20 protein-coding genes and 1 pseudogene are annotated in these 26,894 nt (G+C 41.6%); 18 read left to right on the top strand and 3 right to left on the bottom strand.

Annotation, left to right across the window (positions count from 1 at the left end; translation table 11 throughout):
• Positions 1–163: 163 nt before the first annotated feature.
• A complete protein-coding gene (locus B9A32_RS02290) occupies positions 164–1,177 on the bottom strand; it encodes an IS110 family RNA-guided transposase (protein WP_084066763.1) in 1,014 nt (337 codons plus the stop codon).
• A 1,153-nt stretch (positions 1,178–2,330) separates the two neighbouring features.
• On the opposite strand from B9A32_RS02290, the gene B9A32_RS02285 reads away from it, so the two are divergent.
• The 15 genes and pseudogenes from B9A32_RS02285 (at position 2,331) to B9A32_RS02220 (ending at position 20,884) form a co-directional block, all read left to right on the top strand.
• Positions 2,331–3,059, top strand: a complete 729-nt coding sequence (locus B9A32_RS02285; RefSeq protein ID WP_084066762.1) for a class I SAM-dependent methyltransferase — start codon at positions 2,331–2,333, stop codon at positions 3,057–3,059.
• Positions 3,060–3,066: 7 nt separating this feature from the next.
• On the top strand, positions 3,067–4,197 hold the full coding sequence (locus B9A32_RS02280; RefSeq protein ID WP_084066761.1) for a glycosyltransferase family 4 protein: 1,131 nt from the start codon (positions 3,067–3,069) through the stop codon (positions 4,195–4,197).
• Positions 4,198–5,702: 1,505 nt separating this feature from the next.
• On the top strand, positions 5,703–7,052 hold the full coding sequence (locus B9A32_RS02275; protein WP_084066760.1) for a hypothetical protein: 1,350 nt from the start codon (positions 5,703–5,705) through the stop codon (positions 7,050–7,052).
• Positions 7,053–8,024: 972 nt separating this feature from the next.
• Complete coding sequence (locus tag B9A32_RS02270; protein ID WP_084066759.1) at positions 8,025–9,206, top strand: glycosyltransferase family 4 protein; 1,182 nt, start codon at positions 8,025–8,027, stop codon at positions 9,204–9,206.
• A 484-nt stretch (positions 9,207–9,690) separates the two neighbouring features.
• Positions 9,691–10,902 (top strand): glycosyltransferase family 4 protein, encoded by a 1,212-nt coding sequence (locus B9A32_RS02265; RefSeq protein ID WP_170923667.1) that lies wholly within the window; start codon positions 9,691–9,693, stop codon positions 10,900–10,902.
• 362 nt (positions 10,903–11,264) lie between these two features.
• Positions 11,265–12,422 carry an N-acetyl sugar amidotransferase gene (locus B9A32_RS02260; RefSeq protein WP_084066757.1) on the top strand — a complete coding sequence of 386 codons (1,158 nt, stop codon included), beginning with the start codon at positions 11,265–11,267 and terminating at the stop codon, positions 12,420–12,422.
• Positions 12,423–12,424: 2 nt separating this feature from the next.
• Positions 12,425–13,042, top strand: a complete 618-nt coding sequence (gene hisH / locus B9A32_RS02255) for an imidazole glycerol phosphate synthase subunit HisH (RefSeq protein WP_084066756.1) — start codon at positions 12,425–12,427, stop codon at positions 13,040–13,042.
• 2 nt (positions 13,043–13,044) lie between these two features.
• Entirely contained in the window at positions 13,045–13,878 is an 834-nt protein-coding gene (locus tag B9A32_RS02250; RefSeq protein ID WP_084066755.1) for an AglZ/HisF2 family acetamidino modification protein, read from the top strand.
• Positions 13,829–14,154, top strand: a pseudogene (locus tag B9A32_RS22030) (IS66 family transposase); the annotation flags it as partial. The gene B9A32_RS02250 and the pseudogene B9A32_RS22030, both read left to right, overlap by 50 nt.
• A 115-nt stretch (positions 14,155–14,269) precedes the next feature.
• Positions 14,270–15,292, top strand: a complete 1,023-nt coding sequence (locus tag B9A32_RS02245; RefSeq protein WP_084066962.1) for a polysaccharide biosynthesis protein — start codon at positions 14,270–14,272, stop codon at positions 15,290–15,292.
• 59 nt (positions 15,293–15,351) lie between these two features.
• Entirely contained in the window at positions 15,352–16,461 is a 1,110-nt protein-coding gene (locus B9A32_RS02240) for a polysaccharide biosynthesis C-terminal domain-containing protein (RefSeq protein ID WP_084066754.1), read from the top strand.
• A 105-nt stretch (positions 16,462–16,566) separates the two neighbouring features.
• Entirely contained in the window at positions 16,567–17,697 is a 1,131-nt protein-coding gene (gene wecB / locus B9A32_RS02235; protein ID WP_084066753.1) for a non-hydrolyzing UDP-N-acetylglucosamine 2-epimerase, read from the top strand.
• Positions 17,694–18,911 carry a glycosyltransferase family 4 protein gene (locus tag B9A32_RS02230; RefSeq protein ID WP_084066752.1) on the top strand — a complete coding sequence of 406 codons (1,218 nt, stop codon included), beginning with the start codon at positions 17,694–17,696 and terminating at the stop codon, positions 18,909–18,911. The genes wecB and B9A32_RS02230 overlap by 4 nt, the downstream gene beginning before the upstream one ends.
• Before the next feature lie 273 nt (positions 18,912–19,184).
• Complete coding sequence (locus B9A32_RS02225; protein ID WP_084066751.1) at positions 19,185–19,814, top strand: sugar transferase; 630 nt, start codon at positions 19,185–19,187, stop codon at positions 19,812–19,814.
• Positions 19,815–19,828: 14 nt separating this feature from the next.
• Positions 19,829–20,884: a NeuD/PglB/VioB family sugar acetyltransferase gene (locus tag B9A32_RS02220; protein ID WP_084066750.1), complete on the top strand. Its 1,056-nt coding sequence runs from the start codon at positions 19,829–19,831 to the stop codon at positions 20,882–20,884.
• A 330-nt stretch (positions 20,885–21,214) separates the two neighbouring features.
• Here the strand turns inward: B9A32_RS02220 and B9A32_RS22485 are convergent, their stop codons facing one another.
• A complete protein-coding gene (locus tag B9A32_RS22485) occupies positions 21,215–21,394 on the bottom strand; it encodes a type II toxin-antitoxin system HicA family toxin (RefSeq protein ID WP_084066749.1) in 180 nt (59 codons plus the stop codon).
• The gene (locus B9A32_RS02210; RefSeq protein WP_084066748.1) at positions 21,391–21,579 is read right to left on the bottom strand and encodes a type II toxin-antitoxin system HicB family antitoxin; all 189 of its coding nucleotides are present in this window, start codon (positions 21,577–21,579) and stop codon (positions 21,391–21,393) included. The genes B9A32_RS22485 and B9A32_RS02210 overlap by 4 nt, the downstream gene beginning before the upstream one ends.
• Before the next feature lie 474 nt (positions 21,580–22,053).
• Here B9A32_RS02210 and B9A32_RS02205 point away from each other — a divergent pair, with 474 nt between their 5' ends.
• The 3 genes from B9A32_RS02205 (at position 22,054) to B9A32_RS02195 (ending at position 26,356) form a co-directional block, all read left to right on the top strand.
• Entirely contained in the window at positions 22,054–23,235 is a 1,182-nt protein-coding gene (locus tag B9A32_RS02205) for a DegT/DnrJ/EryC1/StrS family aminotransferase (RefSeq protein ID WP_084066747.1), read from the top strand.
• A gap of 66 nt (positions 23,236–23,301) precedes the next feature.
• Entirely contained in the window at positions 23,302–24,255 is a 954-nt protein-coding gene (locus tag B9A32_RS02200; RefSeq protein WP_232367004.1) for a transposase, read from the top strand.
• A 58-nt stretch (positions 24,256–24,313) separates the two neighbouring features.
• Positions 24,314–26,356, top strand: a complete 2,043-nt coding sequence (locus tag B9A32_RS02195) for a polysaccharide biosynthesis protein (RefSeq protein ID WP_084066745.1) — start codon at positions 24,314–24,316, stop codon at positions 26,354–26,356.
• Positions 26,357–26,894 lie beyond the last annotated feature (538 nt).

Genomic DNA, 26,894 nt, shown 5'->3' with positions numbered 1-26,894 from the left:
TAATTGTTTTGTTTTTCAGATTTTATGGTTGTAAACCAACCCCATACAGGCTCACGGCATAGGCGAATCAAGTCAAAAAACCATTATAGTGGTTGCGGCAGGTTCCAATCAGGCTTGATGGTTTCATTCCAACCCCTATACGGGTTCTCTGCCGCAACCAAACTCAGCAAAACAGTTTTGCTTCATCAAAGGGAACCTGATCCCGCATGATGTAATATGATGCCCTGCATAGCTTGTTGCTCAAGGCTTTGGTGGCAACGATCCTGTTCCGTTTTGCTTGTTTTTTTTGAAAAAAACGCTGGGCCTCTTGGCTGAACCGGTTTGCAAAATTGGCCGCCTCAACATATGCCCAGGACAGGTACTTGTTGCCGTTCTTTTTGTTGTTTTCTCCCTTTTTCTTGCTGTTGGAGGTCTTTTCACTTTTGACACAGCGGCAGTAGGATGAATAATGGCCGACTTTTTTAAAACGTTTGATGTCTCCCACCTCCAGCATGATGGTCAGCGCCAGGATAGTACCAATGCCGGGAATGGACTGTAGCAGCCTGAATTCCTCCTTGAGTTTGACCTGGGACAACACCTGCTTTTCCATACCCTTAATGGTCTTGTCCAGATGCTCGATGGTTCCCAGCTGATTTTCTATGAGAAACGCTTGATTTACATCATTTATCTGATCCATTCTATCGAGTCCGAATTTTCGAATATTTTGAGCAGATATTCGAATACCCAGATTTCGTGTAATCATGCTTTGAAGACTCAGGATTTGGCTGGTACGCTGGTGGACAAACAGACTCCTTCTTCTCAGCAGGTCCCTGACCGGTCTCAAATCTTTTGGGTAGATGTAGCCTTCAGGTAAGATATTTAATCGTTTCATGTGCGCCAGACAGAATGCATCCCATTTGTCATCGGTGTATTTTAACCCTTCATATTGCTTAATGGCGGCCGGGTTAGCCAAGTGGACTTTGTATCCGTTTTCCTGTAGACCGTCCACCAGCCAGTACCAGTTGTAGGTCGATTCAACCACGACACCATCGAGATTTTTCTTAAACGGTTCCAGAGCAGATAGAACGCAGGGCAGATGGTTATCAATCCGCCTGCCAAATACTCTTTTGTCCGTCTCATCAATGACGCCGATGTAATTATTACTTGAATGCAAATCAATTCCAGCGTAAAATTTCATCTGACACCTCCTAAATCCAAATGGTTAATCATAACTGGTATTATAGCAGTAGGTGCTATAATTAGGGAGGTGTCTCATTTTCTTTTAAAAGTATGTGTTCCCATAAGCCAGGGGGACACTAAAAATCCCCCTGGCGTGTTTCTTACAGGCCACATCTGCCAAACCATCAACCATTAGCGTTGAAATTTCCCCTGTGCTCTTTATATGATTATCAGGCTTGCGTTATTGACACTTTTGTTTGAATTTGTCTTTAAACACAGGCTGTTGTCAAAAATATAATAACACAAGCCTGACCCCGTTGGTCCACCAATTGTGATGATGGCCGATCTTATGATCAAGCCCTAAAATTTGAACCTGTACGGGCAAGTTATCGGCTGAACATTCTGGCAATAGTGTCGGGCAATCCGACACGAGAAAACTTGTCCAAAAGTCGTTCAAAGAGACTGGTGCGGTAAAGGGTGGACTTAAAAATCATATTAGAGCAGACTTCAATCTGGGTCAGGTACCAGTAATGGTTCAGGTGTTTGGAACGTGTTGAGTAAGTTCCTTTGTCAAAATTGAAAAATCGGTTATCCCAGTGGTGACCAGTTAGGTTCTTGCATGTTGAAAAAAATATAAAGTACTTGATTTATTGGCACTGGTTCAGTTAAATAGGTAATCAGCTAAACCTGGACAGTCTTTAAAATCAAGGATTTCAGAACAGCTTGAATCACCTTGACAAATCATATCAGTTAGAAATAGGCTTGTTTTTACCCCTTTTCTCATATTAAATATGGATATTCTCTAATATTTTTAGAAATATACACTACCTATTCAACTGAACCAGTGCCAATTATAGCAAAAAGAAAAGGGGGACGTCAGCAAAAATGAACATATTTTAAAAAAAATAACTGCCTTGTACTAGGGGTGAAGAAAAATTACGAAGACGACGAGAATTCTTTGGATTGAAATGGAAAAAAGTGGGGTTTATGTTGCTTAGGCAGTAATAATGGGTGTTGAAAAGGATAGTTTTTCTAATAAAAACAGTAAATTGGTCAAAAACTTTTTGGAGTAACTCATTGAGAGTATTAAGGAAATGATACAATTTGAGATGTCAATTTGTACACCATTTAATAAACAGCCTCAGACTTAACAAAAATAAAAAAGGTGCAGAATGTACGATACAATAAAAAAAAATAAAAAAATCAACATCAGTAGTACTGCCTATATAGGTGATGGTGCTTATACTTATGATGATAGAAGGTTTAAATCTAAACAAGGTAGAGTCTTTCACAATCTTGAATTAACTCAGTTAAAAAAAACAATACAAATAATAAGCAAGAATTCATATGTGCTTGAAGTTGGCTGCGGTACAGCTCGATTCTCTGAGTTTTTTGCAAAACAGGGCTTCAAAGTAAGAGCCATAGATCCTTCCCCTGATATGATTAAAATCGCTCAACAAAAATGTGCTTCATTAACAAATGTTGATTTTCAGGTTGCTGAAGGTGCTTCCTTGCCATTTGAAAATGACAGTTTTGATTTTGTTTTTGCAATTCGTGTTTTAAATTCTACTGAATCAAAAGACTATGCGATAAGTACGATCAGTGAAATGATTCGTGTTGCCAAAAAAGAAGGGGTAATTCTTGTGGAATTTGCAAACAGATCAAGACCTTTCGTACGTAATACAACTTCTGTAAGACTAACATTTAATCAGATAAAAAATTATGCAAGGAGCAACAACTGTTCTGTAATTAAGGAATCAGGTATTTTAATATTCTCTCAAACTGTTTTAAATAAAATTCCTTTGTTTTTTTTAGGATTTTGGGAGTGGGTCGAGAAATTATCAGCAATCTTTATATGGCGTTTTGCTTCGAGAGGTTATATAATTATCAAAAAAGGCTAATTGTACCATGAAAGATTCCAAAATAGCAATTTATGTGACGGAAGCGTATTATTTGAAAGAACAACTTTACGGCGTGTCTGGTCATGTTCAAATACCTTTAAAAACCACTTCATTGTTATCAGAAAAAAATATAAATGTTGATTTCATTACAACAAAGCCAAAAGGGGCAAATCATTTAATGATTGATTTGTCAGAAAATGTAAAAATCAAAACCGTTTTACACTCAACAAAAAAATGGCCGAAAAAAGGTGTTAGTCTTTTTAGGTCATTTATTCAAATTGTTCAGCTTATAATTCTTATCAAGAAGGAAAATTATTCTCTAATTCATTTTTTTGGTGGTTACAAAACTGGCATGGTTGCGGTTATTTCAAAATTAATTTTTGCTAATAAAAGAGTATTTTTCTCGCCAATTTCTGAGCCAGAACAAATTTATACAGGATCAGGTTTTAATTTTTTTCGTAATCTTGATTTAATTATATCTAACTCAGAATTTGTGGCCCAAAAATGGAAAAGTTTTGTTGGTGAACACAAATCAGTCGTTATTAAACCTGGCATCGTAAAAAACATAATACCCATTTTTAATGATGGGCAGCGTGATATTATTTTGTTTTGGAGAAATGCTGATTATAATAATGGTGCAGATATAATGATAAGTATTGTTAAGCAATTAGCGCCTGTATTTAAAAGAAAAAAATTTGTTTTTGCAATAAGACCAGGTAGTGAATTCGAACACTCAATAAATGAGCTATCATTTAAATTCACAAATGTATTTGTTTATATACATCCATACGAGAATCAAATCACTATTGAAAAGTTGCTTTCACAATCATTATTGGTTATAGCGCCGTATAGAAAATTATCAATAAACCCTCAAATTTCAATCCTTGAATCCCTTTTTGCAGGTGTTCCGGTTGTCGCATCAAATGTTGAGTCAAACAATGAAGTTATACAACATGGCATAACTGGTATTATAGTTGGTATTAATGATTCAAAAGATTACGTAAGATCGATAAAAAAATTACTTTTTGATCCTGAGTTCCTGAGAAAATTAAGAGAGAACTCAATAAAACAGACCAGAGAGAAGTATAATTGGAATAGTTATATTGATCACTTAAAAAAAATATATTCTGGAAATTAACACCTGTCTAAATCCTCCACCTATGCTAGCGGACCTCACGACGTTCCACAGATCTGGGGAGAAATGATATGCTTTGTTCCTAAAAAACGTGAAAAAAATTCACGCTTTTTGAGATTTGCATATTTACACTCGATGTTCAAGTTTTTTTAAACCTTTAATATAATAAGATAATATTGCTTAAGCTCTTAATTAAATATTATATTGGCATGGTTTTTAATTGATAGTAATATCAAAGGTTTATGTTTTATTGATGATTTTAAGTCACAAAAAAACATCACCCACAAGCATAGTGTTTACGGCTACCGCCATAAGCCGGGACAGTCTAAATTCTCACTATAGTAAGGCTTGATTGAGCTCGCAGGGGAAATGCAGATATGGCTTTTGAAATCAATAAGTTAAGTGCGTCATAAAATTTCAAAAATGCGTCATGTTCGCGTCATTACTGCGTCATAACACAAAAAGTGTCCCGGCTTATGGCGGTAGCCGTGTTTACAATGGTTGTACAAAAACTTGAACATCGAGTTACAGGTAAACCCTGTGTAATCAGGCTCAAGCCCTAATTGATGAGTCCTAAACCTTCTTTCAGTATGTGGGGTTGCGTCGGAGTTCTTGAAGGATCAGTTTTTGATGGTCTCGCAAAAAGTCCAGATCTCAATATTTAACCACATTATGTGGTACTTAGAATCAACTTCAAATCAATATGATGTGGTTAAAAATTCATAGGTCGACTTTTTACAGGTTCATCAGTTTTTAAAGTGGCTGAAATAACGGATTTTTTAAATAGCGATTGGATGTAAATGATGCCCAAAGCTATTCCATCCAGGTTCTGTAGCCCTATAAAATCCTGAAAGTCGGATAAAGCGTGCACTTTAAGCCAGGTGAACAGTTTTATGAGCCCTTTTTAGCTGAAAAACAACGATTTTTTCTTGTTTTCTTATATTTAACTATGATCGCGAATGCCGGTTGGAATCCAGTAAAACCTTATAATTTTTGTGTGCCCAAAAAGGCGTTACAGTATTTTGCCAATTTGGGTACAAAATACCCGTCATACTATTTGCATACTAACAGAGTATTGATCTTCAACAAATCGGAGTTTGGCACCGTTTACACCACCACCTAATTGATGGCCACCAGTGAATATAAACCCCATATTTTGGCTTGTTTGGAGATGTGAGCGTTGAGTTGATCCGTGAAAATTCTCATAACGCCGTTGCTTTGTATTGAAAAACCATGGCCTTGAGAAAGCGGACGACACAGGCGACAGAAAAGAAGTTCAGGATGCATCCACGAATGAGGGAAAACTTCATTTCCAGATTCGATGAGGGGAGGCTGGATAAGTCATGCGACGAAGCATGTCTCCTAATCACCTTTGGTAAAATATAATAATGAAAAGTTAAAGTAAGATAGCTGCCCAAATTACGACTTCGCTGCGGTCAAATTAATGTGGTCGTGCTAAGGTCTCACCCCCCCCTAATGAGTATCATAAAATGGATTATTCTCAGTAAATGAATTTTTACCTCACTATTCTGGCGATTTTGGTTATTTTTCATGCGGTTGCAAGTAAAAATCATAAAACATTGGTTTTTTTAAGTATTTTGTCTATTATCGCTGATAACTTTCGAACAATATATTTTGGCCCTAGTTTATTGCTGATTAATATTGTTGGCTTTGCTGTCATTCCGCTTCTCGTCGCAAATAGTAATTTTATCAAAAGAAATATTAATAAATACACAAAACCATTTATTGCTGAATATGTATATTTGATTTTATTAGGTGTGCTTTTTGGATTTATTATACCATGGGAAGATATAACAGGGCTAAGAACTTTGACTCAGCAAGCACAAGGTAGAACAGTCGTTACGTTAATCCGAATGTTAAATGAATTCGCAATTATGTTTTATTTTGCATGGGTTATTTATTTTAAAAAGATAGAATTAGATACAATAGTCTTATTCTTCGCAATAACTTCATTGTTCTCTTTTTGGATAGGATTAATAGATTATAATTTTGATTATGTGATAAAAGAGCATCTATTTTATGCGGCCGACAATATTCGAGGAAGATTTGTCGGGCTTAATTTTGAACCCAAAAAGCTGGGCAGACATGCAGCGTTAGCATATGGGATAATATTTTACTATTATTTGTACATTAAAAAAAAACAAATACTACTATTCGCAATTATAACTAATGTTATTGCTGTAGTTCTAAGCTCTTCTGCATCTAGTTTTATTCTTTTTGTTTTAATTAATTTTATTGTGCTGAAAAATTTTAAAAGCCGATTTTCTAAATACTATATAATATTTATTGCTTTAATCATTTTAACATTTTCAGTTTTACAAGAGTATGTTTTTGACTTTACTTATAGTAAAGTTCAAAAAGCAATTATGGGAGTTGAAGATTTTTGGATTCCAAATGAACCAAAACTTTTTACTCGATTTGATATTTTTGATAGACTATCTCTAATTTTTTTGTGGAATAATCCTAAGTACCTTATTTCTGGGGTTGGCCCCAACCTAATAAGCATTCCGGCAAGTGAATTTATACCTTCTACATCAATTTTTTCTTTAGAAGGTAGAATTGACAGTGTTCCGAATGTTTTCCTCATTAATGTTTTAAGTAGAAGCGGCATAATTGGGGTGCTACTCTATTTAGTAGGTTTGTTACGCATATATCGGCTTACAAAAAATAATTCTATTCTTCAGGCATATCTTTTATTAGCTGTTCTAACCAACATGGTTTACGTAGACCCTTTTTTTTTGGTGATTGTTGGGATAATAATTGGCAAACAGCAAACAGCAAACAGCAAACACAATACTATTCAATCACTTAGAGCCCCCTGTTTTAGGCAAGGATAGTCCGCTGTCTGTCAAGGATGATTGTAGGTGTGCTAAAAAGTGCCCATCCGTGAAATTCAGATTGAATATGCTGCATCAGTGAGAGTAGGCCACTCGGTATTGTCCATCAGGAAATAAGGGTTTTTTGGCCTGATTCAAATCAGGGTAATAGTTTTTGATATTTTCCTATCAGCCTTGCTGGATTTTTATTAATAAATATCAGTAAGTTAGTCGCGAAAACTTAGTTGGGAGATCAGAAAAAAGTGTTACCCTGGCATATGCTCTTTTGAACCAGGCCGCTTTTTTATTAGTTGGACCAAAAACCCGGTACCGGTCGGCCGATGCTAAAAACAGCAGGTAGCAAAGAGGGTGTGACAGAAAAAATTCCTCAAATGGGTCAAAAATTGGTGACAAAAAGGAGTAAAAATTAATGGAGCAAAACAGGTTTGTGCAAAGCTATAAAGATGACTCTCAGGCAGAGAACAGCATGGTCCTGTTTCCCCCGGATCATTCTCTCTGGATGATATTCCGGATGAATCTGGGGACCTCAAAAGGCTGTAACTTTGTCGCCGGGTCAATATACGGATAAACGCTATGAAGCAAGGCAGGCCATTGATATCGACATCATTAAGGTTGTCAGGGTCTACCGTGCCCAGGTACTGGAAGATGAGACGTAATGGTAATGTCATAAATTTAACGAATCGGTTGGTATCCAAAATTTAAAAGTCCAGTTCTGTGCACCCTTCATTCTCATTTTACGCTTTGAGTTAAAAAAAAGGATTTTGGGGTTGAAAAGATAAAATTAAAAAAATAGTTATGAGCAAGCCCCCTTTAAATGTATTTTAAAGTTTCCAACAAAAAGAATACATAAAAGAAGGGCTATGCTCATAACTCAATCAAGTTTAACAAAATCAGGTGACATAAGAAAGGGATTTTAACGAAGAAAGGATCAGACCGAAATAATTCGAATGAATATTGGGGATAATATTATAAATGCGACAATTAAGAATTACTTTATTAACTACATCAGATTTCCCATATAGGGGGGCGGCAGAAAGTTTTGTGAGGCAGCTGACTATAGGATTGAAAAATAACAAGGCTTCAATTGAAATAATTCGTTTCTGGGGGGACAGGTTTTCCAATATTAATGATGTTGATATTTTCTGTTCAAATTATCTTTTCAAAAAACCATTTAAAAATGCTTTTTCAAAAATTTTTGAGACAATTTGTCAAATTCTATTTTTGCCATTATTTTTCATTAAAATAAAGTTATTTAAAAAGAGCGATGTTTTGCTTATTTATGGGCTTGATGTTTCTTATATTTTAGTTCCTGTATTCTTCTTATCAAAGGCTTTTGGAATAAAGTGCTTCAGAATAATTACAGAAATATATCTACCATATAAATATGCATATTGCTGGTGGAGAAAACCACTAATCTTATTTTACAATTCTCAGCTTATGTATTTTGACAGGTATTTCGATGGAATAATCGTTCTTACAAAACGCCTTTATCAAATTTGTGTTGCCAACAAGGTAAGAAAAGAAAATTTAACTTTAATACCACATTTTATTGATGTGGACAACGTTAATAAACAAATTGGGGATGATCAGAATTCAGATACAGATAGAATTTGCTATTGTGGTAATCCAACTTACGAAAATGGCATATTAGACTTGGTAGACGCATATTTAATCGTTTCAAGAAAAAAGACAAACACCGAATTGGTTATCATCGGTGATATAAAACCTGAAATTTATGACAAAATAGCTAATAAAATTACATGTAAAGCTAATATAACATTTACTGGTTTAATAACTAAATTAGAAGTGAATCGATATATTCAAAAATGTACGGTGATGGTCAATCCTAGGAAATCTGGAATACATGCAGAAACAGGTTTTCCAACCAAGTTAGGCGAATATTTTGCAAACAAGAAACCTGTTATTTCAACCAAGGTGGGAGATCTTTTATCATATTTTAAAGATAAAAGAGAGTTGATTTTTGCAAATCCTGATGATCCGATTTCTTTATCAGAAGCAATATGCTATGTCCTGAATAACAAAGCAGAGGCCCAAGCAATAGCTCTTAATGGATATAATTGGGCTTCTGACTATTTAGATTATAATAAAAATAGTAAAAAATTACTAATATTTTTAGGTAGCAAGTTGAAATAACCCTATTAAATAGGGTGTTAAGTCAATTTGTCAAATAGTAGCAATCGTATTGATCGTTTCAGTAGTTTATCCAAATAAAAGATGTCTTGGTAATAACTCAATAACTCGACAGGCTGTTACGGAATGCATGATCTCACGAAGCAAAGCACATCATACAGTGGCTCATTCGCTTCATCGATACTACATATGGCTATTCTGTGAAGATATTTTTAGTTCCGTAACAGCCTGTCGAGGTATAAAATCTATTTAGCCCTTTAAACGCCAAATGGTATTCAAAATGAATCTCTGAATACCTGAACTTATGAGGATTTACATGTCTTGGTAATAACTTACTATTTTTATAGAATAAAAGTCATCAATTCCAACACCCTTAATAAAGATGGTGTGGAGTTAACTGTGTATAAGGATTATCCGTGAACAATCAAATTTTCCGGTGGTTGGGCAGGATGGGAACTTCAGCTCGGTAAGTTTTAGAGGAATGTTTATGATTCAACAAAAAGCAACAGCATTTTGCGGCTATAGGAAAAAGTCAATATTGATTTTAATCTCTCACTACTTGCCAGGGAACAAAATTGGAGGCCCACTTACATCCATAATTAACATTATAGATCATTTGGGATCGAAATATGACTTTAACATAATTACTTATAATAATGACCTGGGCATTTCTAAGCCTTATGAAGGAGTTCCGGTAAACAGTTGGATAAAAGATGGAAATGTGCAAATAATGTACTTGCCATCGCATTTACAATCAATTAAATCGGTTGTCAGGGAGATAATAAATGTCAACCCTGATTTTCTTTACCTTCCAAGTTTATTCAGTCCTCTTTTTTCAATTCTGATAATCATTCTGCATAAGATAAAAATATTTAATGTAAAATGTATCATTGTCGCGACTAAGGGTGAATTGTATGATGAGGCGTTAAACTTCAAAAAGAATAAAAAAAGACTTTTTCTTTTTTTTGCAAAACGGTTTAATCTTTACAAAGAAATTATATTTCATGCCTCAACAGAATTCGAGAAACAAAGTATCATGAAGCACATCAAAACCACTTCTTCAAAAGTTCGTATAGCAACAAACCTGTCATCAAAAACCAGTAAGGAATTCGAAATTTGTAGCTCTTCTGATATTATGAGAAACTATGATGTTATAAATATCGTTTTTCTTTCCAGGATTTCAAAAGACAAAAACCTCCCATTTGTGTTTGACGTACTAAAGAAAGTAAAAAGAAAGTTGATACTTAGAATTTATGGGCCTATTGAAGACAATTATATTTGGGATATCTGTGTTAAAAAATCAAAGAAACTTCCTTCTAATATTGAATATATGTACTTGGGTGAAGTTAAAAGAGAAAAAGTGAAAAATATTTTACTAAATAATGACTTATTGTTTTTACCGACTTTCGCCGAGAACTTTGGACATGTGATAGCAGAATCACTTTCGGTTGGCACCCCTGTATTAATTAGCGATAATACCCCATGGAAAAACTTGTCTGAATTTGGCCTTGGATGGGATATTAATTTAAATAACATGCAAGAATTCGTTGATGTGATAGAATCAAAGTTGGTCCAAAACAATATATATGATCAAAAAGAGGCAAGAAGAATTAGAATAAAAGCATTTAACGCATTGAATGACACTGAAAAAATATTTATTGACCATCTGAAACTTTTCTCTAAACCAAATATAGGCTAAATCTCATAAAGGCGTGGCTCGTTTACACTCCGGTTCATCAAAATGAAGCGTACTTTTATAGTGATCCAACTTAGGTTTTTTATGGTACTCTTTATATCTAAGGAGCTAAATATCTATTAGATAGATAGGCAAAATGAGCCAAGAGCTCTATTATAAAACACTCGGGCGTTTGCCCCGGCGTATATACTAACATTCGCCTTTACCCCCTTGCCTGTGGCACTAATCGAATTTAAGCTTGTCAATACATTGGGGAAAGACTGGATTGAAATGAAAACGGACGAGTTGAAAATGGTTGATTTGATGCTGCTCCAACAGTACTAAACAGCCTAAAATTATCAATAATATGGAGATGACTGCAAGAGATGCTTAATACCACCATAGAGAATCAAAGGCCATACCAAATTTGTACTAAAACGGTAATGGACATAACCGATCCCACGATCACCTTTGATCATGACGGGATATCAAACCATTTCTGGGAGTTCAATAACTTTGTGAAACAACACTGGCATACAGGCCCCGAGGGGCGGTTAAAGCTGGAACAGATGGTCGAAGTTATTAAGAAATCAGGTGAAGGGCATGAATTCGACTGCATTATGGGGTTGAGCGGCGGGGCTGACAGTTCCTACATGCTGCATGTGATGGTGACTGAATTTGGTCTACGTCCGCTGGTTTTTCATGTGGATGGCGGCTGGAACACTGAGTTGGCGGTACATAATATTAAAGTGCTTGTGGATAGTTTGGGGCTTGATCTCTTTACTGAAGTAATTAACTGGAAAGAAATGCGGGACTTTCAGTTGGCGATGTTCAAGAGTGGCCTGCCAAATATCGATGGGCCACAAGATATCGCTTTTATTGGTGTCTTGTATCAATATGCTCAGAAATATGGAATAAAATTCATATTAAATGGGGGAAATATATCAACGGAATGCGTATGCTATCCTCTTCAATATTATTATTATGCAGATATGACGCTTGTACGAGATGTTCTCTCCCGTTTTGGTCTTGTGAAAATGGCGACTTATCCTTTCAGCTCAATATTCTACCGTAAATTTTATTTGCCCTATTTCCAAGGCGTGAAAATATTCAAGCCTCTCAATTTTGTACCCTATATCAAGGCTGAGGCTATGATAGAGCTGGAGAAAGTGTATGGTTGGAAGCCTTATCCACAAAAACATTTTGAATCCATATTTACCCGTTTTTTTGAGGGCTATTGGCTTCCTACTCGCTTTGGTTTTGATGTGCGCAGGGTGCAGTTTTCCAGCCTGATATTAACTGAGCAGATGGACCGCGGTAAAGCCCTGGAGCTGCTTGAGGTCCCGCCATACGATACCGAACGGATTCAGCAGGAGATTGAATATGTTGCCGCCAAATTGGGTATCTCTGAGGCTAAACTGCACAGTTATCACCAAATGCCGAAAAATTTTTATTGGAATTATCGCAACAAATGCCGGCGTATCCAACTGGGTGAAAAAATAATGTCAAAGATTTCCGGAACCCGCAGGGGAGGTGCTTTTTAGGAATGCCATCAGTCACTCTGATCAATTATGGAATGGGAAATATCCCTGCTTTTATCAACATATATCACCGATTGAATATTACCGTAGAGGTAGCCTCATGCCCTGCTCAATTGTTGCGATCGAAAAAAATTATTATGCCGGGTGTAGGTTCATTTGACTGGGCAATGACTCGGCTGAACGACTCTGGCCTGCGAGAAGCATTGGACGAGATGGTGATGAAACAACAAATCCCGGTCCTGGGCATTTGTGTGGGTATGCAGATGATGGCCAAAGGCAGCGAAGAGGGATGTTTACAGGGCTTAGGCTGGATTGAAGCAAAAGTCAAGCGCTTTGACCAGGCAGCTTTTACCTCGCAGACCCATTTGCCGCACATGGGCTGGAATGACGTTATGCCGGTGAGAGATAATCCACTCTTCGCCAGTATTACTGCGCCTATGTTCTACTTCCTGCACTCATATTACTTTGTGCCTGGCCATGCATCACAGACTTTGGCGACTACACAGTACGGCGATGAATTTACTTCGGCCATGTCCAATGGCAATGTCTATGGCGTGCAGTTTCATCCTGAGAAAAGCCACAACTGGGGAATTCAGTTATTGAAAAACTTTGCGGAGATGTAATCATGCTACGTCCTCGAATAATTCCATGTCTGTTGATACAAAATGGCGGATTGGTGAAAACAGTGAAGTTCGCTGAGCCTCGGTATGTGGGTGATCCGCTGAATGCTGTGCGTATTTTCAACGAGAAGGAAGTGGATGAACTTATCGTGTTGGATATCGACGCCACTGCCTTCGGCCAGGAACCGGATTACGGGCTGATCGCCAATCTTTCCGGTGAATGTCGGATGCCTCTGTGTTATGGTGGCGGGGTGAAAACACCTGAACATGTGGAGCGTATTATCAGCCTGGGAGTTGAAAAGGTGGCGATCAGTAGTGCGGCACTGACAAACTCAAAACTAATTTACGAGTCATCGCGGAGAGTGGGCAATCAAAGTCTCGTGGTGGTGCTGGATGTCAAAAAAATCGGGCTGATAAGTAAGCGCTATGAGGTCTTTACGCATAACGGTAAGCACTCCACTGGTATACATCCTGTAGAGTTTGCCCGTCAAGCCGAGGCTTTAGGTGCCGGTGAGATTCTGGTCAACTCAATCGATCAGGATGGGGTAATGAAGGGTTATGATTATGCCTTAATTGATCAAGTGCGGGGTGCGGTCAGTTTGCCAATCTCGGTTCTGGGTGGGGCGGGCGCAGTGGAAGACCTTCGTGCGCTGGTACATCGCTACGGGGTGATCGGGGCAGCAGCTGGCAGCCTGTTTGTGTTCAAGGGTAAATACCGCGCGGTGCTGATTCAGTATCCAAATTCGGCGGATAAGGATAAGCTCTTTTCAATCACCGGTTCTAAAGGAAAAAGGGAACTCGGGGACGGCCAAGCGCTTCAAGGCAAGAAGCCTTCTTGAACGGCTGAGATACTTTGAAACACAGATCCTGAGGTTCATGGAGGAACCTGACACACCTTCACCAACAACCAGGGTGGAAATGACCTCAGGATGACAATGCTTCAGCAGAAGGTGTCCGGGTGTTTCCGTTCCATGGACGGAGCTCAAATATTCTGCCGCGTACGCAGTTATCTTTCCACGTGCCGGAAGCATGGGATGAGTGCTACGGATGCTCTGCGGATGTTGTTTGAAGGCAGTCTCCCTGGTTTCTGTCATATGGAGCCAAAAAGTTCGTAGTTACCCGGCTGGATGTTTGAATAATTAGCTGGGCATGAATTTTCGACGCTGAATAGTTACAGATTTTAAATGTTCAAACCTTTGATAATTATAGATTGTTGGGATGAAAAATATTATGTTTACTGATAAAATTTTATTAATAACTGGCGGGACGGGCACTTTTGGGAACGCGGTTTTGAAAGGTTTTTTAGAAACCAAAATTAAAGAAGTACGTATTTTTTCACGAGATGAAAAAAAACAAGATGACATGCGAAAAGAATATGCCGATTCAAAATTGAAATTTTATATCGGTAATGTTCGTGATTCAAGTAGTCTGAGAGATGCCATGATTGGGGTTGATTTAGTGTTTCATGCTGCCGCTCTGAAACAGGTTCCATCTTGTGAATTTTTTCCGGTTGAAGCATTAAGAACCAATGCAATCGGCACAGAGAATATGCTTAATGCTGCAATAGATGCAAAAGTGGAACGGGTAATTATCTTAAGCACAGATAAGGCAGTTTATCCCATTAACGCAATGGGAATTTCCAAAGCAATGATGGAAAAAATAGCTGTGGCAAAATCTCGAGTAGCCACTGATACCACAACCATTTCCATCACACGTTATGGCAATGTTATGGCTAGCAGAGGATCGGTCATCCCCCTCTTTATTAAGCAGATTCAAGAAGGACACCCTTTAACTATCACAGATCCTGCCATGAGTCGGTTCATGATGACCATTGAAGATGCTGTTGATCTTGTCGTGTATGCCTTTGAAAATGGGAATCCGGGAGACACCTTTGTCCAGAAGGCTGCCGCTTGCACTCTTGAAACATTGGCTCTGGCTTTGAAAAAACTGCTCAAAGTGGATACCCCCATCACAGTCATTGGTACCAGGCATGGTGAAAAACTCTATGAGACCTTGTTGACAAGGGAAGAGATGGCCGTTGCGGAAGATCTCGGTGGTTATTACCGGGTACCAGCAGACAATCGTGACCTGAATTATTCTCAATATTTCAGTGAAGGTCGTGAGGAAGTTGCTTTGAATCTGGATTATAATTCCCATAATATAGATCAGAAGGATGTGGCCGGCATGTGTGACTTGTTGCTTAAGTTAGAATGTGTGCAGATGGCATTGCGAGGGGAAAAAGTAGAAGTTTGAGGCACGAAGTTCACCAATGAGCAAAGGATAAGAGACAAATAATTGTTGAAGGGATATAGATGAAAAAAATATTGGTCACGGGATCAAAAGGATTTGTGGGCAGAAATCTTTGTGCTGTTTTACGTCAGCATGAGGATATTATTCTATATGAATATGATGTGAACAGCCAACCTGAAGAACTTGATGATTTTTTAGCTGAAGCCGATTGCATTATCCACCTTGCAGGAGTCAACAGGCCAGAAAATCCAGACGAGTTTGAAACCGGCAATACCGGTTCCATTGATGAAATTTGTCTAAAGTTGAAATTAATGAATCGCTCACCAAAAATTGTGCTCTCCTCCTCCATCCAGGCGGATCTTGATAATCCCTATGGCATAAGCAAACGTGGAGCAGAAGAATTGCTCCAGAAATTTTCAGAGGATACTGGTGCAGAGTGTGTGGTTCATCGCTTCAAAAATTTATTTGGTATGTGGTGTCGGCCCAATTACAATTCTGTAACCGCAACATTTTGTCACAACATTGCCAATAATCTGCCCATCCAAATATCTGATCCAGCCCACGAAATTGACCTGACACACATTGATGATGTGGTAAAAGCCTTTATTAATGATATAGACTCAAAAACTCCCGGATTTAGATTTGCAGAACCCCTATGTTCCACCCGCATTACATTGGGTGAACTGGCAGCAAAAATTCAATCCTTCAGGGAAATGAGAACCAGTTTGCTCTTGCCAGATCTTAACACCGATTTTGATCGAGCCCTTTATGGAACATACCTGACATATCTGGATGAAAAAAAATTTGAGTATGGCCTGGACATAAAATCAGACCAGCGGGGCAGTCTTGCGGAGTTTGTAAAGTCCCCAGCCATTGGACAGATCTTTGTCAGCAGGACAAACCCTGGAGTCACACGGGGTGATCACTACCACCACACCAAAACAGAAAAATTTTTGGTGTTGGAGGGGGAAGGGGTAATTCGTTTCCGACATATAGAGAAGGATGAAATCCTGGAATATCCGGTGTGTGGAGAAAATTACCAGGTGGTTGACATTCCGCCTGGTTACACCCATTCCATTGAAAATATAGGCAAAGGCGTGCTGGTGACACTGTTCTGGGCAAGTGAAATGTTTAATCCTGAAAAACCAGACACCTGTTTTGAAAAGGTCTAATTGCCAATGAATTACATCCACTTGATGATCTAAATTTTCAGCCTCTCTGTTTGGGTAAACGGGCTCAGACGATTATTTGTGATTTTTGATTAAGAAAAGGCAACGATGAATAAACTCAAAGTAATGACAGTTGTGGGCACCCGCCCTGAAATTATCCGTCTGTCCAGAGTCATGGCAGCACTGGATAAATATATGGAACAGATAATAGTCCACACCGGCCAGAATTATGATTATGAGTTGAATCAGGTCTTCTTTGATGATCTGGAACTTCGTAAACCCGATTATTTCCTGGAAGCAGCTGGCAAAACCGCCTGTGATACAGTGGGGCAGGTCATTGCCAAGGTGGATGAGGTGTTGGAAAAGGAGAACCCCGATGCCCTCCTTGTGCTGGGGGATACCAACAGCTGCCTGTCCGCCTATGCAGCCAAACGTCGAAAGATTCCCGTCTTCCACATGGAAGCCGGGAATCGCTGTTTTGACCAACGGGTACCCGAGGAGATCAATCGCAAAATCATTGATCACATCAGTGATATCAATATGCCCTACAGCAGCATTGCCAGGGAGTACCTGCTGCGTGAAGGCCTTCTTCCGGATCGTATTATCAAGACCGGTAGCCCCATGTATGAGGTGCTGCATCATTACATGCCCAAAATCATGGATTCCGATGTGCTTGGGCGGTTAGGTCTTGAGCCTGGGAAATATTTTGTTGTCAGTGCCCATCGTGAGGAAAATATTGATGCTCCGGAACAATTCTCCAAGCTCATAGAAATTTTAAATCAGTTGGCAGAAACCTACAACCACCGCATCATCGTATCCACACATCCCCGGACCCGGAAACGTATGGATGCAGAAAAAGTACAATTGAATGGTTTGGTGGAGCTGATGAAACCCTTGGGATTTAATGATTATGTCAAGCTTCAGATGCATTCCAGGGCAGTGCTGTCAGACAGCGGGACCATTAATGAAGAAAGCTCTATCTTGAATTTCCCCGCTTTAAATATCCGCAATGCCCATGAAAGACCAGAGGGGATGGAAGAGGGGGCGGTGATGATGACGGGTTTTGAATGGAAAATCATTCAAAATGCAATCCAGATATTGGAAGATCAACCCACAGGTAGCGACAGAAGTTTGCGCATTGTAAATGATTACGCCATGCCCAATGTCAGCCAGAAAGTCGTACGAATTATTTTGAGCTACATAGATTATGTAAATAGGTTTGTTTGGCATAAAGTATGAGAATTTTAATTTTATCCCAGTGGTGTCAGCCAGAGCCTTTTTTTAAAGGTATACCTTTTGCCAAAGCCTTGCAGGCTCGGGGTCATGAGGTGGAGATACTTACCGGGTTCCCCAATTATCCCAATGGTAAAATTTATCCAGGGTATAAGGTTCGGTTGTTTCATCGTGAGGTAATTGATTCTATACCGGTGAATCGGGTTGCACTTTATCCCAGCCACAATCATTCAGGTTTTCATCGAATTTTAAATTACATGAGTTTTGCTGTCAGTGCAGCATTGATCGGCCCATTGCTGGTCAAAAAACCGGATGTTATTTATGCTTATAACCTCATTACCTTGGATTGGGCAGCCTGGTTATTGAAAAAAATACATGGATGTCCGGTGGTTCTTGATATTCAGGATCTTTGGCCTGATTCAGTAATTGATTCAGGAATGATGAGAAAATCGAATCTGATGCACCTGCTTAGTTTTTGGTGTAATAACGTTTACCGACGGGCAAGCCATCTGACAACACTATCCCCGGGTTTTAAAAATGAACTTGTAAAACGCGGTGTTCCAAAGAATAATGTCAGTGTTATTTACAACTGGTGCGATGAGACCAACATAAATACCTCTTCAAGTATTCCATCCAAACTCAACAAGCTGAAAAAAGAGAACCCCTTTATTGTAATGTTTGCCGGTACCATGGGGGTAATGCAGGGGTTAGATACTGTGTTGGATGCAGCAGAAAACCTGCTAAAAATTGAACCACAAATTAAATTTGTGCTTGTGGGTGGCGGCATAGAATGTGAGAGAATGGAAGAGAGCGCGACCCGGCGTAATCTTGAAAATGTTGTTTTTCTGGAGAGACAGCCCCCGGAAAAGATCAATGCTCTTTTTCAAATGGCGGATGTGCTGTTGGTTCATCTCAAGGATATCCCTCTTTTTCAAATAACGATTCCCTCAAAAATTCAAGCCTACATGGCAGCTGGAAAACCAATCCTTTTAGGTGTTAAAGGAGATTCCGCCGATATCGTTAGAGAATCTGAAGCCGGGGTGATGTTTACTCCTGAAAGCCCAGAATCAATGCTTGATGGCATATTGGAATTATACAATATGACTGAAACTGAAAGAAAGCGGATGGGATTAAAAGGATCACAGTATTATAGAGAAAACTTATCAATGAACGCTGGTGTCAAAAAATTTGAAAAAATATTTCATGAGTTGAAAAAATAATGGTGGGTCTGACCGCAAGTTCTCAATAAGTCCGGGCGTTAATAAAATCCTTTTGAATAGCACCCGGCGTTTAAAGGGTAAGCAGGCTTTATCACCCCAGGTTATTGAGAACTTACGTCTGACCCACCTAATGTGCTGATATGACAAATAAAACCCGTTTAAAAGAGCCGCTTTTGGGTCTTAGAAGCCCCTTTTCGGGGGCAAAAAGAGCTGTTTAAGCGAAAATATTGTGCTATCCACTTACGCCATTCATCCTCTTGTTCTGGATTCCCTATGTTGAAACGATTGTTTGATTTCATTGCAACCGCAGCCGGTCTGATTGTCATCAGCCCGGTTTTGTTGTTTCTTTTTTTTCTGGTGCGTCAGAAAATGGGGTCGCCGGTTTTTTTCAGGCAGAAACGCCCCGGCCTCCATGGCGATCCCTTTTACATGTACAAATTCCGCACCATGACCAATGCGTGTGATGACAATAGCTGTCTGCTGCCCGACTGCGAGCGCTTGACACGCCTGGGCCGATTCCTCCGGGCCACCTCTTTGGATGAATTGCCGGAATTGTTTAATGTTCTCAATGGGGATATGAGTCTGGTGGGGCCTCGGCCTTTGCTTCTGCAGTATCTTGACCGTTATACACCCGACCAGGCAAGACGACATGAAGCAAAGCCCGGGATTACCGGTTGGGCACAGGTAAATGGGCGCAATGCCATCACATGGGAAGAAAAATTCAAGCTGGATGTGTGGTATGTGGAGAATCAATCCCTTTGGCTGGACATCAAGATTCTTTTGATGACAGTTGGAAAGGTCTTCCATAGAGAGGGAATCAGTGCAGATGGGGAAGCGACAATGCAGGAGTTTATGGGTTCTGAGCAACACTCAGTGAGTAATAAACGATCCATTCGTATTTAGTCAAGCGAGGTAAAATGCCAGATAATCAATTCAGAAAAATTGTGGTGTATGGAGCCGGAGGTTTTGGCCGGGAAATCGCCTGGCTGGCGCAGAGCTGCAATGAATGCGAAGTGGTTGCAGTTGTTGATGATGATCCCAAATACCATGGTAAAGAAATGAACGGAATCCCGGTCATGTCTCTTGGGGAAGCCAAGGATAAATTTCCTGATGCTTGGGTTGTTGTTGCCGTGGGGTCTCCCCAGATACGAGAAAAAATTACTAAAAAGGTCCGACAAGAAGGGCTATCAATAGGGACATTGATTCATCCCCGAACGGAAATGTCTCCCTGGGTTGAAATGGGTGAAGGCACGGTGATCTGTTCGGGTTGCATCCTGACCACCAACATTAAAATGGGAAATCATGTGCAGATCAATCTGGACTGCACCATTGGCCACGATGTGATCATGGATGACTACGCAACTTTGGCCCCGGGTGTTCATGTTTCAGGATATGTGTATCTGGGCAAGAGAGTATATGTGGGAACGGGTGCGGTATTTTTGAATGGCACCAAAGAAAACCCCTTGGTCATTGGTGATGATGTGATTATTGGTGCCGGGGCTTGCGTGACCAAATCAGTCACTTCTGGAACTTGGGGGGGGTGCCCGCAAGGGAACTTGGTAAACCCCGATCCTGAGATATCTGAGAGTTCCAGCGATCGTTTCAGCCAGTGGCAATACCCGGAAATAGTGGATGGCCAACCAACAAAATACAATTGGGTGGTTCAAAATACCGAGAAATTTCAACTCGGTTATAAGACAGACATTGGGGCTTTTTCTTATATCAATGCAAAACATGGGGTTATCATTGGGGATTTTGTTCAGATTGGCTCCCATTGCTCCATTTATTCTGTGTCCACCATTGATGACAAGCAGGGGCAGGTGACCCTTTGTAAAAATGCTCGCATCGGCAGCCATAGCGTGGTCATGCCCGGGGTAACTGTGGGTGAAAACGCTGTGGTGGGGGCCTTCAGCTTTGTAAATAAAGATGTGCCAAAGAATGCTGTAGTCGTCGGCATCCCTGTGAGCCTGTGAGGGTCTGACCCCGCTAAGTTTTTGATTTTATAGGAAAGGTCGTGGTGGGGTCAGGCTTCGTTTATTGTGGTTATTGGGGGGTAAAGTATAGCCCTTTCTTTCACGGCGGCTGCGCCACCGCGAATCTCGGTGCTGACTGCGTCAGCACCTTGTCCCGGCGCTCCGCGCCTGAACAGGGTGCTGGGCTGGATACGCCACTCAGATCATCGCCGGGATTATTCAGTGTCGAGTAGGTTCAGTCTTGTATCTCTTCAATAATTGCTATAAATTCAATAGATTATGTCTATTTATTAACCAAAACTCCGCCATATCCAAACAAGCCGGCCCACGTTATTTCACCCCAAGCTGCTTTTTAATATGATTGGCAAGAATGTCCTTGATTTCTTTATGTCTTGGAACCGGTTGTTTTTCTCCATTAACTGGGTTCTGATACACATCATGCCTGGAACCATGCCGAACAAGCACACATCCGTTTCGGGTCAAATACCTAATAAACTCCTTACGCTTCACAGCGCAATTTCCTTGGTCTGGTAGTCGCTGGGGACATCATCAACATACATCATGATGTAGGCATCTTTGATATTGACTTCAAGCTCTTCCAGCGTTTCTCCCTGGGTCATTATTTCAGGGTTTTCTAAAAGCTTGCCTACATACCAGCCATCATCTTTCCAATATATCAATGTGTGATTCCTCATTTTTGAACCTCTTTTATCTTGTCTGTTTTTGCCATATATCCACCTAAATACAACCCCAAAACTTCATGAAGCTGTAGTATTTTACGCCTGTATTTCATAAAAAATATATTAAAATAAACTGGATATAATGTCAATCAACATCAGTATTGTGGGGGTCATGGGGGTCATCATGGGGGTCAGGCTTCGTTTATTGTGGTTATTGGGGGGTAAAGTATACACCTTTCTTTCACGGCGGCTGCGCCACCGTGAATCTCGGTGCTTACTGTGTCAGCACCTTTTCCCGGCGCTCCGCGCCTGAACAGGGTGCTGGGCTGGACAGCCCACGCCGTTCAGTACCGAGATTAATTAGTTGTTACAGGCCTGGCCCTCTGGATCAGGTTTTTTATTTTAGGCGTTCCAGCCAGAGTTATGAAAATTGATCAAATTGAATATCGTGAAGCGTCCAAAAAATGAAAAAAGGTAACGCATAAACCCATGAAAAATCGAATATTTTTATCTCCTCCCCATTTGGGCACTCTTGAACAGCAATATGTAAATGATGCCTTTGAGAGCAATTACATAGCCCCCCTGGGTCCCCAGATCAACGCCTTTGAAAAAGAGTTCGCTGAATACACCGGCATAGAACACTGCGTAGCCCTCACCAGCGGCACAGCCGCCATGCATCTGGCATTAAAAGAGCTTGGCGTAGGCCCGGGTGATGAAGTCATCGGTTCCACCCTGACCTTTGTGGGCAGCATCAGCCCTGTGATATTTCTGGGGGCAACCCTGGTACTGCTGGATTGTGACCGCACCTCATGGAACATGGACCCGGCATTGCTGGCCCAGGCCCTTGAATCTGCCAGCCAGCGAGGGAAATTGCCCAAAGCCGTGGTGCCAACGGATCTCTATGGCCAGTGCAGCGATTATGACCGGATCTTTGAGATCTGTGATGCTTACGGGGTGCCCGTTGTCATGGATGCCGCCGAGGCCATGGGTGCCCGATATCTAAGTAAGAAGAGAGCAGATAAAAGCAACCAGGGTGCAGCTGACAATACCCGGGGCTGCCATGCCGGGGTGGGTGCCCGGGCCGCTGTTTTCTCCTTTAACGGCAACAAGATCATGACCACCTCCGGCGGGGGCATGTTGGCCTCCCATGACAAGGCGTTGATTGATCGTGCACGGTTTCTGTCCCAGCAGGCAAGGGCGCCTTTCCCCCATTATGAGCACACCGAGATCGGATTCAACTATCGCATGAGCAATGTCCTGGCCGGCATTGGCCGGGGGCAGCTTAAGGTGCTGGATGATCGGGTGCGCCGCAAGCGGGAAATCTGTGCCTGGTATGAGAATGCTTTAAAGGATGTGCCGGGCCTGACCTTCATGCCCCAGGCAGCCTATGGGATTCCCAACCGGTGGCTCACCGTGATCCTCATCACCCCGGAGCTGTTTGGTGCGGACAGTGAAGCCGTACGTCTGGCCCTGGAGGCCGAAAACATTGAATCCCGTCCCGTGTGGAAGCCCATGCACCTGCAGCCTGTGTTCCAGAAAACCTACCCCTGCCGTGTCCTTGGCGGCGCAGTAAGCGAAGATTTCTTTAACCGGGGCCTATGCCTGCCCTCGGGCACAGCCATGACCGAAGAAGATCTCCACCGCGTGGTAAACATCATATTGGGGGTCTGATTTGGGGTCAGGCTTCGCTTATTGTGGTTATTGTATTGTAGATATATTCATGGTATGTGAATAATTATGGCAAGAAAACCTCGCATACATTACCCTGGAGCAATTTACCATGTGATGATCAGGGGTAACGCAAAGCAGACTATTTTTCATAGGGATGAAGAATATCGGTATTTTGAAGATATTCTGGCCCAGGGGCTGGAGCAATACTCGCTCATGCTGCATGCGTACTGCTGGATGGAAAATCATGTTCACATGGCACTACAGGTCACAGACCAACCACTTTCAAAACTGATGCAAAATATTTCCCAGCGTTATACACACTGGTTCAATAAGCGGTACGATCGGGTCGGGCATCTTTTCCAGGGGCGGTACAAAGCCATTCTTGTAGACAAAGATGCTTATTTGAAAGAGCTGATCCGCTATATTCATCTTAACCCGGTACGAGCTAATCTGGTAAGTGATCCAGTTGATTATCCGTTGAGCAGCCATGCTGCATATACCGGGCGTGTGAAATCACCCTGCTGGTTAAGCGTTGATAAGGGTCTGGGACAATTTGGCAAAACAGAATTGGCTGCACAAGCTGCGTATTTGCATTTTATGGGACAAACTACAGAAGAAGAACTTCTGGAGCAGCTCCGCCATGGCACCAAGCAGGGACGGATACTCGGCAGTGAAGACTTTATTAAAGGTGCACTCAAACAAAACAAAGAAAAGGTTTCAACTGAGATTACAATTGAGCAGATAGTGGATGTCGTGGCAAAGGTATATCAAGTTTCACCTATGGAACTGACAAGTGCCAGTCGCGCAAGGCATCCGGCAGAAGCAAGAGCCATCATCGCATTGATCGGTATGGATTATTGTAATTTTTCGCTGTCAGATTTTACACGCTATTTTAACCGGAATCTGCCATCAATGAGCAGGCTGGTCAAGGATGTGCGTACTCGCCTTACAAAAAACCAGTCAATGCTTGAAAGAGTGGAGCATATCAAAGATCAAATAACCGCAATAAGCGAAGCCTGACCCCCACTAATGACCCCCACTAATTTTAAAAAACAAATCTTCAAAAGAGAGAATTCACATGTTTGTTCAACTAAAGAATGTTAATTTCTATGTGATTTTTTTTATTGACCTGCTTCTTTTTTCCCTGTCGTTGCTGTGCGCCTATCTCATACGGTTTGAGTTTGTGATGTCCCCGGGGATGTGGGATCAGTATGTCCATCTCCTGCCCCTTGTTCTGACGGTGAAGTCCCTCAGCTTTTTGTTCATGCAGATGTACAAAGGGATGTTTCGCTATGCCGGGCTGGCAGATCTGTGGCGATTGGCTAAGGCCGTGGCCATATCCACCCTGGTGATGCTGTCTGGGGGGCTTTTGCTCCATCGGTTCCAGGGGTTTTCCCGGGCCGTGTTTCTCATTGATGGCGTGATGACCCTTCTTTTTGCCGGTGGGCTTCGGTTGTTTATCCGCTATATTTTCAAGGAATACATGGTGCACAAGGGCGACGGCAATGGGCTGCCCCTGTTTAATATGAATAAAGACAAAACCCCGGTGTTGATTTACGGGGCAGGCAGTGCCGGAGAAAAGCTCTACCGGGAGATTGCAGAAAACCCCCGACTCAGGTATCGGGTGGTGGGGTTTGGGGATGATGACCCCCAGAAAAAGGGCCGATCCATCCATGGGGTGTCTGTGCTGGGCGGGGCAAAGGATATCTGTGCCCTTAAAGAGACGCACAAGTTTAGTCAGGTGCTCATTGCCATGCCCTCCTCCACCGGTCGTCAGATGCGGGCCGTTGTGGATGAGTGCAAATCCTGTGATTTGCCCTTTAAAACCCTGCCCGGCATGGGCGAGCTGGTGAACGGTAAGGTCAATGTCAAGGTGCTGCGGGATGTGAGTTACAGGGATCTTTTGCGCAGAAAGCCGGTGGAACTGGATCGAGAGAGCATCAGCGGGTATCTCAACGAAAAAGTGGTCATGGTCACCGGGGCCGGGGGCAGTATCGGCAGCGAGTTGTGTCGGCAGATTATCCGGTTCAATCCCCGACAGCTGGTGTTGCTGGACAGCTGTGAAGCTGCCTTGTACCATGTGCAGATGGAATTGAAGCACCGGGCCAAGTATCAGCGTTATTCAACGGTGCTGGCAAAGATCCAGGATGCCAATCTCATGGACAAGGTGATGCAGCGCCATCGGCCCCAGGTTATTTTCCATGCGGCAGCCTATAAGCATGTGCCCATGCTGGAGAAAAATCCATGGGAGGCGGTGAGCAACAATATCTACGGCAACCAGGTGATGGTGGAGATGGCCTTATCGTGGAATGTGGAACGGTTTGTGTTGGTTTCCACGGACAAGGCCGTGCGGCCCACCAATATTATGGGGGCTTCCAAGCGGATTTGTGAGTTGATTGTGCATTCTTATGTGGGATTAAATGCCGAGACGTTTAAGCAGATTCTTTTTCCTGTGCCGGATCAGGATAAATCAGATCAGGATAAACCGGATCTGGATGAAAAAGCTGCCCCTCCGGTGCCGGATTCAAAAAGTGCTGGGCCTGATACCCCGGAAACAAAGTTTATGGCCGTACGCTTCGGTAATGTGGTGGGCTCTTCCGGATCTGTGATTCCCCTGTTCCGGGAACAGATCGAGCGGGGAGGGCCCGTCACCGTGACCCATCCCGATGTGACCCGGTATTTCATGACCATTCCCGAGGCAGCCCAATTGATCCTCCAGGCCGGTTCCCAGGGTGAGGGGGGCGAGACCTTTATCCTGGAGATGGGCCAGAGCATCAAGATTGCGGACATGGCAAAGGATCTCATCCGGCTGTGCGGTCTGGTGCCAGATGAAGATATTGAGATTGAGTTTACAGGGCTGCGCCAGGGAGAAAAGCTCTATGAAGAGCTGATCACTGAAGGCGAAGGCATTGTGCCCACGCCCCACAAAAAGATCCTGGTGCTCAAAGACAAAGACGCATGGAACGGGTACGGCACCCGGGAAAATTTCCAGAACTGGCTCATGGAGCGCCTCAACGAGCTCTATGCCGCAGCAGACTCCCATGACATCTGCGCCATCCGGGAAAAAATGCAGGAAATTGTCCCTGAATTTGATGTCCAGGACAGCACCTGCGTCCTTTAACCGACGGGGTCAGGCTTCGTTTATTGTGGTTATTGGGGGGGGTGCGGACTTTCGTCCGGCACCTTGTCCCGGCGCTCCGCGCCTGGACAGCCCTCGATCAGACCCCGAGATTGGTTTCTCAAACAGGCCTGAATTCAATATCAACCTTGTAGCCCAGGGCAGCTGCATATTTTGAGATTGTTTTAAATGTGGGATAGGAAATATTCTCGTAATATGGGGGTCTGACCCCGATAATTTTTTGATTTTATAAGAAATATGCTCTAAATTTGGGGTCAAAATCGTCTTAAAGTGTACTTTTGGGTGCTGAAAAAGTGGTTTTAAGCATCAAACTACGTGTGATCAGGCTTGGCTTATTGCTGGTAAAATAAAGTGTCGGTGTGTGTTTTGCTTGTATCAGAGTTTTCGTTACGATGTCTGATTCCGTTGCTGAGTGAAAAACATGAATCAAAGTCTGTTTAAAAAATCAGGCCTTTAATATGAGCCGCTTGTATTCGCAATTCCACATACAATTATCTGTAAAATTAAAAAAATATTGCAT

The sequence above is a fragment of the Desulfocicer vacuolatum DSM 3385 genome (genome assembly GCF_900176365.1).
Lineage (GTDB): Bacteria > Desulfobacterota > Desulfobacteria > Desulfobacterales > Desulfobacteraceae > Desulfocicer > Desulfocicer vacuolatum.
Note: the sequence above shows the minus strand (reverse complement) of the source record. Positions and strands in the feature narration are given on the sequence as shown.

Excerpts from the sequence above, each read along its gene's own strand:
- B9A32_RS02275 (WP_084066760.1), top strand. The coding sequence starts at position 5,703 with ATGAATTTTTACCTCACTATTCTGGCGATTTTGGTTATTTTTCATGCG.
- B9A32_RS02230 (WP_084066752.1), top strand. The coding sequence starts at position 17,694 with ATGAGAATTTTAATTTTATCCCAGTGGTGTCAGCCAGAGCCTTTTTTT.
- B9A32_RS02225 (WP_084066751.1), top strand. The coding sequence starts at position 19,185 with ATGTTGAAACGATTGTTTGATTTCATTGCAACCGCAGCCGGTCTGATT.
- hisH (WP_084066756.1), top strand. The coding sequence starts at position 12,425 with ATGCCATCAGTCACTCTGATCAATTATGGAATGGGAAATATCCCTGCT.
- B9A32_RS02285 (WP_084066762.1), top strand. The coding sequence starts at position 2,331 with ATGTACGATACAATAAAAAAAAATAAAAAAATCAACATCAGTAGTACT.
- B9A32_RS02265 (WP_170923667.1), top strand. The coding sequence starts at position 9,691 with ATGATTCAACAAAAAGCAACAGCATTTTGCGGCTATAGGAAAAAGTCA.
- B9A32_RS02240 (WP_084066754.1), top strand. The coding sequence starts at position 15,352 with ATGAAAAAAATATTGGTCACGGGATCAAAAGGATTTGTGGGCAGAAAT.
- B9A32_RS02195 (WP_084066745.1), top strand. The coding sequence starts at position 24,314 with ATGTTTGTTCAACTAAAGAATGTTAATTTCTATGTGATTTTTTTTATT.
- wecB (WP_084066753.1), top strand. The coding sequence starts at position 16,567 with ATGAATAAACTCAAAGTAATGACAGTTGTGGGCACCCGCCCTGAAATT.
- B9A32_RS02250 (WP_084066755.1), top strand. The coding sequence starts at position 13,045 with ATGCTACGTCCTCGAATAATTCCATGTCTGTTGATACAAAATGGCGGA.
- B9A32_RS02200 (WP_232367004.1), top strand. The coding sequence starts at position 23,302 with ATGGCAAGAAAACCTCGCATACATTACCCTGGAGCAATTTACCATGTG.
- B9A32_RS02210 (WP_084066748.1), bottom strand. The coding sequence starts at position 21,579 with ATGAGGAATCACACATTGATATATTGGAAAGATGATGGCTGGTATGTA.
- B9A32_RS02205 (WP_084066747.1), top strand. The coding sequence starts at position 22,054 with ATGAAAAATCGAATATTTTTATCTCCTCCCCATTTGGGCACTCTTGAA.
- B9A32_RS02270 (WP_084066759.1), top strand. The coding sequence starts at position 8,025 with ATGCGACAATTAAGAATTACTTTATTAACTACATCAGATTTCCCATAT.
- B9A32_RS02280 (WP_084066761.1), top strand. The coding sequence starts at position 3,067 with ATGAAAGATTCCAAAATAGCAATTTATGTGACGGAAGCGTATTATTTG.
- B9A32_RS02245 (WP_084066962.1), top strand. The coding sequence starts at position 14,270 with ATGTTTACTGATAAAATTTTATTAATAACTGGCGGGACGGGCACTTTT.
- B9A32_RS02290 (WP_084066763.1), bottom strand. The coding sequence starts at position 1,177 with ATGAAATTTTACGCTGGAATTGATTTGCATTCAAGTAATAATTACATC.
- B9A32_RS02260 (WP_084066757.1), top strand. The coding sequence starts at position 11,265 with ATGCTTAATACCACCATAGAGAATCAAAGGCCATACCAAATTTGTACT.
- B9A32_RS02220 (WP_084066750.1), top strand. The coding sequence starts at position 19,829 with ATGCCAGATAATCAATTCAGAAAAATTGTGGTGTATGGAGCCGGAGGT.